The organism is Burkholderia sp. Se-20378 (assembly GCF_017104665.1).
Lineage (GTDB): Bacteria > Pseudomonadota > Gammaproteobacteria > Burkholderiales > Burkholderiaceae > Burkholderia > Burkholderia lata.
Genome location: NZ_JAAGPG010000330.1, coordinates 1 through 9,570 on the forward strand (window position 1 = coordinate 1; position 9,570 = coordinate 9,570).

Sequence of the window (9,570 nt, forward strand, 5' to 3'; positions counted from 1 at the left end):
TCGCGACGGTGAAGGCGCGGGTGGTGCCGGTGGCGCGGTCGGCCTGACGGTGTGGGCCGCGATCGGCCAGATCGTGATGCTCGACATCGTGTTCTCGATCGACAGCATCGTGACCGCGATCGGCATGACCGAACACGTGCCGATCATGTTCGTCGCGGTGATCGTCGCCGTCGCCGTGATGCTGTTCGCTGCACAGCCGCTCGCACGCTTCATCGACCGCAACCCGACCATCGTGATGCTCGCGCTGTCGTTCCTGGTCGTGATCGGCATGACGCTGATCGCCGAAGGTTTCGGTTCGCACGTGCCGAAGGGTTACATCTACGCGGCAATGGCGTTCTCGGCTTTCGTCGAAGGCATGAACATGCTGGCGCGGCGCGCGAAGGCGAAGCGCCCGGCATCGACGGACGGCCACTGAGCCCCCGCGCGTGACACGGCTACCGCGGTGGCCGGCGTCACGCGCCTCATACGGAATCCAGACGAAATTCGCACGGAAAGGAGAGACGCGATGAAATGCCCAGTCTGCAAGACGCCCGACCTGCTGATGGCCGAGCGCCAGTCGATCGAGATCGACTACTGTCCGACCTGCCGCGGCGTGTGGCTCGATCGCGGCGAGCTCGACAAGCTGATCGCACGCGAGACCGGCGACGCGCCAGCGCGCCGCGACGAGACGCCCGTGCGGCACGATGCGCAAGCCCCGCGCGGCCATGACGGCGGGTGGGGGCGCGACGGTCGCGCGCATGACAGCCGTGACGGACGCGATGGCCGCTCGCACGACGATCGCTACAAACACGACGGCCAGCAGCGTCGCCGGAAGTCGGTGTTCGACCTGTTCGACTTCGACTGATCGCAATTGCACCGCACGTCGTAAAAAAGCCCCGCCGGGCGCGTACCCGGCGGGGCTTTTTCATGCGTGCGGGATGATCGCCCGCGTGGGTGCTTACGCGTTGCCGGCCGTCACGTCGATGCGGCGCGGACGCGTTTCCTCGCGGCGCGGAATCGTCAGCGTCAGCACGCCGTCGCGCAGGTTCGCGTCGATCCTCGACGTGTCGAGATCGGGACTCAGCACGAAGCTGCGTGCATAGCGCGTCGCGCGGATTTCGGCGTGCCGCACGCGGAGTTCGTCAGGCGTGTCGATCTGCGTGTCGGCTTCGATCGTCAGCGTGTTGTCGTGCACCTTCACGTCGAGGTTTTCGCGCGGCACGCCGGGCAGGTCGGCGCGCAGCGTGACGCCGAGATGATTCTCGACGATGTCCACGGCCGGCGTGATCGCGGGCCGGCGGGCGGCTTCGGCGGCAGCAGGGTGAACGGTGTTCGTCTGACGCTCGGCCAGGGTCGGGTTCGCATTCATGTCGGTATCCTGAATATTATTGAACGGTGATTGCACGCGGCTTCGATGCCTCACGCCGGCCGACGCGAATCAGCAGGCAGCCGTTTTCGTAGCGGGCGCTGACCTGGTCGGGGTCTGCATCCCGCGGCAGCTCGACGACGCGACGGAATGCACCGTGAAAGCGTTCCTGTGCATAGGTGCGCAAATCGTCGCCTTCGGCGCGTGGCGCAGCCTTGCGCTCGCCGCTGATCGTCAGCAGGTCCTTGTCGATCGAAACGTCGAAGTCGGCCGCGGCCATGCCGGGCGCGAACGCGACGATCTCGATGGCGCCGTCGGTCGCGCCGACGTTGAGTGCGGGGAAGGCGCCGGGCCGCACCGCGCGAATGCCGGACGGACGTTCGCCCAGCAGGTTGGCCACTTGCCGCTGCACGCGGGCGAATTCGTCGAACAGGTCGCTGCCGAAATGGATACCGCTCATGTTGGTCCTCCTGAACAGGGAACACGGGAGACGTGACGGCGCGACGCCTGCGGCGAGCGCGACGTGGGAGCTCCACTGGGTCGAAACGGGGGCAGTGCGCTGGATGGTGCACTGCCCGACGACGTGTAATTAGTGGCAGCCGAAGCGCATTTCAAGAGGGAATCTGCAATCTGCGTCAATGCATGCCCGTGCGGTTCGATGCGACAATCGCCGCGATCTATTTGCAGACCAACGACACGGGACAATCATGGACATTCGACGCATCGCGATCGTCGGCGCCGGCGTGATCGGCGCAAGCTGGGCCGCCTTTTATCTGACGCAGGGTTTCGACGTCGTCGCGACCGATCCGGCGCCGCACGCCGACACGCGGCTGCGCGAATCTCTCGCCGCGTTTCTCGGCGACCGGGCCGCCGAACTTTCCGCGCGGCTGTCGTTCGACGCCGATCTCGTGCGCGCACTGGATGGTGTCGACTTCGTGCAGGAAAACGGCCCGGAGCGGCTCGACCTGAAGCGTGCGCTGTATCGACAGATGGACGACGTGCTGCCCGCGCACGTGCCGATCGCGTCGAGTTCGTCGGGCCTGAAAATGTCGGACATCCAGACCGCGTGCGACAAGCATCCGGAACGCTGCCTGATCGCGCATCCGTTCAATCCGCCGCACCTGATTCCGCTCGTCGAGCTGGTCGGCAGCGATACCACCAGCCCGGACGTGATCGCGCGCGTGAAGGATTTCTACGATGCGCTCGGCAAGCAGACGATCGTCCTCAACAAGGAGATGACCGGCCACGTCGCGAACCGGCTCGCGGCCGCGCTGTTCCGCGAGGTGTATCACCTCGTCGGTGAAGGCGTCGTGAGCGTCGCCGATGCGGACAAGGCCGTCGCGTGGGGCCCCGGCCTGCGCTGGGGGCTGATGGGGCAGTGCCTGACCTATCACCTCGGCGGCGGCGCGGGCGGGATCGAGCACTTTCTCGAACACCTGTCGGGGCCGATCACGAGCTGGTGGGACGACCTCGGCACGCCTTCGTTCGATCCGGACGTCGATCGCAAGCTGAACGACGAATTGCGCGCGATCCAGGGCGAGCGCTCGATGCAGGAACTGGCAGCCGAACGCGACCGCTTGCTCGTCGAGCTGATCGACGCGCGGCGCCGCAGCTTCCTGCCGTGACCGCGTCGCGGCGTCGCGTCCGGGCCGCGGCCGGCTATTGCTGTGCGGCGGTTTGTGCTGCCTGCGGCGTCTGCGCGAGCCATGCCGGGCTCGCGGCCTGCACGAGTTCGCGGTTGCGCGCGCGGGTCGCGGCGTTCGGCGGATAGTTGCCGTCGTTCGTCGGCAGTTGGCCGTCGAGATAGGCCTGCTTGAGTTGCGCAATGACTTCCGCGCGGGTCAGCCCCTGCGCGGGCGCTGAGGTATCGGACGTCTGGGCAAAGGCGGGGGACAGCAGGGCGGCGGCGGCGGTCGCGACGGCGAATCGCATGACATTCATGGCGTGCTCCGATCAAGGGGACGGGACACCGGATGCGCGCGGCGGCTGGCCGTGCGTTCCGATGGGTCCCATTGTCGCGAGCGGGTGCTGCGTGGACGATGACGCGTTCCGGGCAAAGCTGTCAGTTGCGGGCGCGGGCACCGGGCGCGGTCCCCTCTGCGGGTGCCGCGCCGGTGCGGTTACAACTCTGACGCTGCCGCAATCAGCGTGGCTTCGAGTGCGAGCGTCGAACGCGACGCGGCCGCCGGCCGGTCGATCACATATTCGAGTTCGCCGAGTTCGGGCAGCCCGGCCTCGAGCCGTGCGAGCCCGGCCGGAATCACGTAGCCGGCGAACGCGCTGACGCCGAGCCCCGCGCTCGCCGCGGCGCGCAACACCGCGACGCTGCTGCTCACGACCGCGATCCGGTACGGCCGCCCGACGGCTTCGAGCGATTCGAGCACGCGGCGGCGCGACACGCTCGGCTCCGGATGCATCGCGAGCGGCAGCACGGCCTCGTGGCCTGTGATCCGCGAATCGGGGCCCGTGCACCAGTACAGCGGCTCGCTGCGGATCACGCGGCCGCGCCGGCTGCCGGCGATGCGCTTCGCAAACACGAGATCGTGCCGCCCTTCGTCGAGCGCGTCGAACAGGTCGCCCGACAGCCCGGTCGAGATCGCGAGCTCGACTTCCGGATTGCGCTGCACGAAGCTCGCGAGCGCGGCGGTCAGGTGCGCCGACGCGAAATCCTCCGACATCGCGAGCCGCACCTTGCCCGACAGCGGCGGCCCGCACACCGACGTGACGGCCTCGTCCATCAGTTCGAGGATGCGCACCGCGTAGCGGAACAGCGCGTCGCCGTGCTGCGACAGGTGCACGTTGCGCGTGTCGCGCTCGAACAGCGGCCGGTCGAGCAGTTCCTCGAGGCGGCGGATATGCTGGCTGACGGTCGACTGCGACAGGCTCACGCGCTCGGACGCGGCGGTGAAGCTGCCGGACTGGGCGACGGCGACGAAGCTGCGCAGCAGCTCGGGCGGTAACGGACGCATTGCTAAATCCACTGAATCGGTTTCGACAACTTCATAAATGGCCGGATATTGCGGCGCTAGTATCGGATCACGCCCCGGTGCGGCCCGCAACCAGGCGCACCGGACGCGCAGCCCGCGTCGGGCCGGCGGCTGCTTCGTTCAGTCTAAGGCATCCGGCGTCCGGCCCGAAACCGCATCATCCCATCGACCGCCCGAGAACGTGCCCGCATGACGGGCCGCCGGGCCGCGGCGCACCGCCGCAGGAGACACGCCCGGCACGGGATCGGCGGGCAAGGTTCGGCTCCTGCTGGCGGCAATGCGCCCGTCACGAAGAGACTGGAGACGACTCATGATCATCTACGGAACCGCGCTGCTGGCGTTCTGCCACCTGGCCGGATTGTTCCTCGGCGACCTGCTCGGCGGGGCGATCGGCGTGAAGACCAACGTCGGCGGCGTCGGCATCGCGATGCTGCTGCTGATCTGCCTGCGCCTGTGGCTGCACCGCCGCGGCTGGCTGCCGAAGGAGACCGAGGCCGGCGTCGGTTTCTGGGGCGCGATGTACATCCCCGTCGTGGTTGCAATGGCCGCGAACCAGAACGTCGTCGCCGCGCTGAAGGGCGGGCCGGTCGCGCTGCTGGCCGCCGTCGGCGCGGTCGCAATCTGCGCATGCTGCATCGCGGTACTCGTGCGCACCGGGCGCGACGACACGGCCTTCGCGGGCGTGCCGCAATTCGAAGAACAGTGACGGAGGCCGCCATGCTGCAGATGCTCGAAAAAACCGTCGCCCACAACGGGCTCGTCGCGTCGTTCGCGCTGGTCGGCCTGATCATGTGGCTGTCGTCGATCGCGTCGCGCAAGCTCACGTTCGGCCGCGTGCACGGCTCCGCGATCGCGATCGTGATCGGCCTCGCGCTGGCCTACGTCGGCGGCGCATTCACCGGCGGCGAGAAGGGGATCGCCGACGTGCCGCTGTTCGCGGGCGTCGGCCTGATGGGCGGCGCGATGCTGCGCGATTTCGCGATCGTCGCGACCGCGTTCGAAGTGCAGCCGACCGAGGCGCGCAAGGCCGGGCTCGTCGGCGTCGTGTCGCTGCTGCTCGGCACCGTGCTGCCGTTCATCGTCGGTGCGTGCATCGCGCGTGCATTCGGCTACACCGACGCGGTCAGCATGACGACCATCGGCGCGGGCGCCGTCACCTACATCGTCGGCCCGGTCACGGGCGCGGCGATCGGCGCAAGCTCCGACGTGATCGCGCTCAGCATCGCGACGGGGCTCGTCAAGGCGATCATCGTGATGGTCGGCACGCCGGTCGCGGCCAACTTCATGGGCCTGACGACGCCGCGTTCCGCGATGATCTTCGGCGGCCTGGCCGGCACCGTCAGCGGCGTGAGCGCGGGGCTTGCCGCGACCGATCGCCGGCTCGTCCCGTACGGCGCGCTCGTCGCGACGTTCCATACGGGCGTCGGCTGCCTGCTCGGCCCGTCGGTGCTGTTCTTCACGACGCGCGCGCTGGTCGGCGCATAGGCCCGGACGATGGGCGGCCCGTGCGCGGGTCGCATCCATCGCCGCGTCCTCTGAGTCGCATTCGTCAACATCATCAATCGGCGGCGGCGCCAGGCTTAGAATGCCGCTGAACCATCGAAGCGGGAGAACTGTTCATGACGGGATGGAATCACGCGCGGCAGGCGCGCGATGCACGGCTCGCGGCCGGCGCGGCTTACGCGCAGGGCAAGCGGGTCGATGCGCGCGACACCGTGGCGTTGCTCGAAGCGGTGCTGCGGCCCGGTGACCGCGTCTGTCTCGAAGGCGACAACCAGAAGCAGGCCGACCTGCTCGCGACGGCGCTCGCCGACGTCGACAGCGCGAAGATCCACGACCTGCACATGGTGCAGTCGGGTGTCGTGCTGCCCGAGCATCTCGACGTGTTCGAGCGCGGCATCGCGAAGCGCCTCGACTTCGCGTATTCGGGCCCGCAGTCGCAGCGGATCGCGAAGCTGCTGTTCGGCGGCAAGATCGCGCTCGGCGCGGTGCACACCTATCTCGAGCTGTTCGCTCGCTACTTCATCGACCTCACGCCGCAGGTCGCGCTGATCGCCGCGGTCAGCGCCGATCGCGACGGCAACCTGTACACCGGCCCGAACACCGAAGATACGCCCACCGTCGTCGAGGCCACCGCGTTCAAGGACGGCGTCGTGATCGCGCAGGTCGACCGCATCGTCGACAAGGTGCCGCGCGTCGACATCCCGGGCGACCGCGTGCATTTCGTCGTCGAGGCCGGCCGGCCGTTCTACGTCGAGCCGCTGTTCACGCGCGATCCGGCCGCGATCACCGAAACGCAGATCCTCACCGCGATGCTCGCGATCAAGGGCATCTACGAGCCGTACGGCATCAAGCGCCTGAACCACGGGATCGGCTTCAACACGGCCGCGATCGAGCTGCTGTTGCCGACCTACGGCGAGAAGCTCGGGCTGAAGGGCAAGGTCTGCTCGCACTGGGCGCTCAATCCGCACCCGACGCTGATTCCCGCGATCGAATCGGGCTGGGTCGAGCAGATCCACTGCTTCGGCTCGGAAGTCGGGATGGACGACTACATCCGTGCGCGTTCCGACATATGGTTCACGGGCTCCGACGGGTCGCTGCGCTCGAACCGCGCGTTCTGCCAGACGGCCGGCCTCTATGCGTGCGACATGTTCATCGGCTCGACGCTGCAGATCGACCTGTCCGGCCATTCGTCGACGGTCACGGCCGAGCGCATTGCCGGTTTCGGCGGCGCGCCGAACATGGGCAGCGACGCGCGCGGCCGGCGCCATCCGAGCGAGCCGTGGCTGAAGGCCGGCGCGGAAGCCGACCCCGACACGCCGGCGGCGCTCAGGCGCGGCCGCAAGCTCGTCGTGCAGATCGGCGAGACGTTCGGTGACAAGAACGTACCGATGTTCGTCGAGAAGCTCGACGCGCTGAAGCTCGCCGACAAGCTGCAGCTCGATCTCGCGCCGATCATGGTCTACGGCGACGACGTCACGCACATCGTCACCGAGGAAGGGATCGCGAACCTGCTGATGTGCCGCGACAAGGACGAGCGCGAGCACGCGATCCGCGGCGTCGCCGGCTATACGGAGATCGGCCGCGGCCGCGACCGGAAGATGGTCGAGCGGCTGCGCGAGCGCGGCGTGATCCGCCGCCCGGAGGATCTCGGCATCGATCCGCTCGACGCCGATCGCCGCTGGCTCGCCGCGCGATCGATCAAGGATCTCGTGCACTGGTCGGGCGGGCTCTATGCGCCGCCGGCCCGGTTCCGCAACTGGTAAGGACAAGGGCATGGAACAGTTGAACTATCGCTTCACCGCGCGCGAGCGCGCGAAGGGCGAGCAGGCTGCGGCGCTCGTCGGCGTGGTGGCATCCGGCAATCTCGAAGTGCTCGTCGAGCGCGTGCTGCCGGGCAACGAATGCGAGATCGACATCCGCACGGCGGCGGTCGGATTCGGCGCGGTGTGGCAGGCCGTCGTCACGGATTTCGTCGAGCGGCGCACGCCGGGCGGCCTGAAGCTGTCGATCAACGACGGCGGCGCGCGGCCCGACATGGTGTCGCTGCGGCTCGCGCAGGCCGTGCGCGCGATCGAGGGAGATGCGTCATGAACACCCCCCACGCTCACATCCATTCGCTGCCTCCCGACGGGGCCGGTGCCTCCCTAGGGGCGGGGGCGCCGAACGACGCGATCCACGACGCACCGACGTTCGTCGCGAACGCCGCGAGCTGGTACGAAGCATCGGCGCGGCAGCGCGTCGACGGGCTGCTCGACGCCGGCAGTTTCAGCGAATTCCTCGGCCCGGCCGAGCGCGTGACGAGCCCGCACCTGCCGCTGTTCGACCTGCCGCAGCAGTTCGACGACGGGATGGTGGTCGGCCACGGCCGGCTCGACGGCCAGCCGGTGTTCGTCGCCGCGCAGGAAGGCCGCTTCATGGGCGGCGCGTTCGGCGAAGTGCACGGCGCAAAGCTCACCGGGCTGTTGCGAGCCGCACGCGAAACCGGCAAGCCGGTGCTGATCCTGTTCGATACGGGTGGCGTGCGGTTGCAGGAAGCGAACGCGGGCGAACTCGCGATTGCCGAGATCATGCGTGCGCTCGTCGAAGCGCGCTCGGCCGGCGTGCCGGTGATCGGGCTGATCGGCGGGCGCGCGGGCTGCTATGGCGGCGGCGGGTTGCTCGCCGCGTGCTGCTCGGCGCTCGCGGTATCGGAGCAGGGCCGCATCAGCGTGTCGGGCCCCGAAGTGATCGAGACCAATCGCGGCGTCGAGGAATTCGATGCGAAGGACCGCGCGCTGATCTGGCGCACGATGGGCGGCAAGCACCGTCGGCTGATCGGCGGCGCGGATCGCTACGTGGCCGACACGCCCTATGCGTTCCGTGCGGCGGCGCTCGAGCTGATCGGCCGCGCGCCGAAGTTCGACGCGGCGATGCTGCGCGCGGAACAGGCGCGCCTCGAAGCGCGCGTCGAACGGTTCGGCGCATGCACGGACGCGCTCGACGTGTGGCGCACGCTCGGAGCGAGCGCACCGGAAGCGATCCCGGGGATGCCCGACGATGCGTTCGCCACGCTCGCCGACCAATTGCAGGAGAGCCCGCATGACGCTCGATGAAGTACTGAATTCGCTGTTCCCGCAAGGCCATTCGATCGCCCGTAACGGCGGCCTGCTGACCGGCCACGCGGAACTGGCCGGCACGCGCGTCGACGTGATCGGCGTCGCCGACCGTTTGCCGTTCGGCATCGACCAGGCGCTGACGCTCGCGGCGCGCGTGCTCGACACGATCGCGCGCGGCGGCGATACGCCGATCCTCGTGCTGGTCGACAGCGACAGCCAGCGGATGAGCAAGCGCGACGAACTGCTCGGCCTGAACGAAGGGCTGTCGCATCTCGCGAAGTGCCTGATGCACGCGGATCTCGCCGGGCATCGGACGATCGGCGTGCTGTACGGCCACACGGCCGCGGGCGCGTTCATCGCGACCGCGCTCGCGACCCGCACGCTGCTCGCGGTGCCGGGCGCCGAGCCGGAGGTGATGGACCTGCCGTCGATGTCGCGCGTGACCAAGCTGCCGATCGACGTGCTGAAGGAGATGTCGCGCTCGACGCCGGTGTTCGCGCCGGGGCTCGACAATCTCGTGCAGATGGGCGCCGTCGACGCCGTGCTCGATCCGGCCCGCGCGCTCGACGCGCAGGTTGGCGAATGGCTCGGCAAGCCCGCCGATCGCGTCGACCGGCGGGCGTCACGCGGCCGGCCGGTT

The 9,570-nt window shown here is 68.8% G+C and carries 13 protein-coding genes; 9 read left to right on the forward strand and 4 right to left on the reverse strand.

The features are described 5' to 3' along the window. Together G3N93_RS26870 and G3N93_RS26875 are read left to right on the forward strand one after the other, a co-directional pair. Positions 1-415, forward strand: a 415-nt coding sequence (locus G3N93_RS26870) for a TerC family protein (RefSeq protein WP_374196517.1), incomplete at its 5' end; no start/stop codon positions are given. A gap of 90 nt (positions 416-505) precedes the next feature. Continuing rightward, entirely contained in the window at positions 506-844 is a 339-nt protein-coding gene (locus G3N93_RS26875) for a zf-TFIIB domain-containing protein (protein ID WP_206134327.1), read from the forward strand. 93 nt (positions 845-937) lie between these two features. Here G3N93_RS26875 and G3N93_RS26880 read toward each other — a convergent pair whose 3' ends face one another. Then, on the reverse strand, positions 938-1,348 hold the full coding sequence (locus G3N93_RS26880; protein WP_174947716.1) for an Hsp20/alpha crystallin family protein: 411 nt from the start codon (positions 1,346-1,348) through the stop codon (positions 938-940). A 16-nt stretch (positions 1,349-1,364) separates the two neighbouring features. Continuing rightward, positions 1,365-1,805 (reverse strand): Hsp20/alpha crystallin family protein, encoded by a 441-nt coding sequence (locus G3N93_RS26885; protein WP_174947718.1) that lies wholly within the window; start codon positions 1,803-1,805, stop codon positions 1,365-1,367. A gap of 247 nt (positions 1,806-2,052) precedes the next feature. Between G3N93_RS26885 and G3N93_RS26890 the strand changes: the two genes are divergently transcribed. Further along, positions 2,053-2,970 (forward strand): 3-hydroxyacyl-CoA dehydrogenase NAD-binding domain-containing protein, encoded by a 918-nt coding sequence (locus G3N93_RS26890; protein ID WP_206134328.1) that lies wholly within the window; start codon positions 2,053-2,055, stop codon positions 2,968-2,970. 34 nt (positions 2,971-3,004) lie between these two features. Here G3N93_RS26890 and G3N93_RS26895 read toward each other — a convergent pair whose 3' ends face one another. Both G3N93_RS26895 and G3N93_RS26900 read right to left on the reverse strand, forming a co-directional pair. Continuing rightward, on the reverse strand, positions 3,005-3,286 hold the full coding sequence (locus G3N93_RS26895) for a DUF4148 domain-containing protein (protein ID WP_174934885.1): 282 nt from the start codon (positions 3,284-3,286) through the stop codon (positions 3,005-3,007). A 179-nt stretch (positions 3,287-3,465) separates the two neighbouring features. Further along, positions 3,466-4,314, reverse strand: a complete 849-nt coding sequence (locus G3N93_RS26900; RefSeq protein WP_174934883.1) for a LysR substrate-binding domain-containing protein — start codon at positions 4,312-4,314, stop codon at positions 3,466-3,468. 328 nt (positions 4,315-4,642) lie between these two features. Here G3N93_RS26900 and madL point away from each other — a divergent pair, with 328 nt between their 5' ends. From madL to mdcE, 6 genes are all read left to right on the forward strand, one after another. Further along, positions 4,643-5,038, forward strand: a complete 396-nt coding sequence (gene madL / locus G3N93_RS26905; protein ID WP_011351576.1) for a malonate transporter subunit MadL — start codon at positions 4,643-4,645, stop codon at positions 5,036-5,038. An 11-nt stretch (positions 5,039-5,049) separates the two neighbouring features. Next, entirely contained in the window at positions 5,050-5,817 is a 768-nt protein-coding gene (gene madM / locus G3N93_RS26910) for a malonate transporter subunit MadM (RefSeq protein ID WP_206134329.1), read from the forward strand. 134 nt (positions 5,818-5,951) lie between these two features. After that, the gene (gene mdcA / locus G3N93_RS26915; protein ID WP_174947720.1) at positions 5,952-7,598 is read left to right on the forward strand and encodes a malonate decarboxylase subunit alpha; all 1,647 of its coding nucleotides are present in this window, start codon (positions 5,952-5,954) and stop codon (positions 7,596-7,598) included. A 10-nt stretch (positions 7,599-7,608) separates the two neighbouring features. Then, a complete protein-coding gene (mdcC, locus tag G3N93_RS26920) occupies positions 7,609-7,926 on the forward strand; it encodes a malonate decarboxylase acyl carrier protein (RefSeq protein WP_175044879.1) in 318 nt (105 codons plus the stop codon). Beyond that, positions 7,923-8,927 carry a biotin-independent malonate decarboxylase subunit beta gene (locus G3N93_RS26925; RefSeq protein ID WP_241026718.1) on the forward strand — a complete coding sequence of 335 codons (1,005 nt, stop codon included), beginning with the start codon at positions 7,923-7,925 and terminating at the stop codon, positions 8,925-8,927. The genes mdcC and G3N93_RS26925 overlap by 4 nt, the downstream gene beginning before the upstream one ends. Beyond that, positions 8,914-9,570 (forward strand): biotin-independent malonate decarboxylase subunit gamma (gene mdcE / locus G3N93_RS26930; protein WP_206134330.1); only part of this gene is annotated, 657 nt, incomplete at its 3' end. The genes G3N93_RS26925 and mdcE, both read left to right, overlap by 14 nt.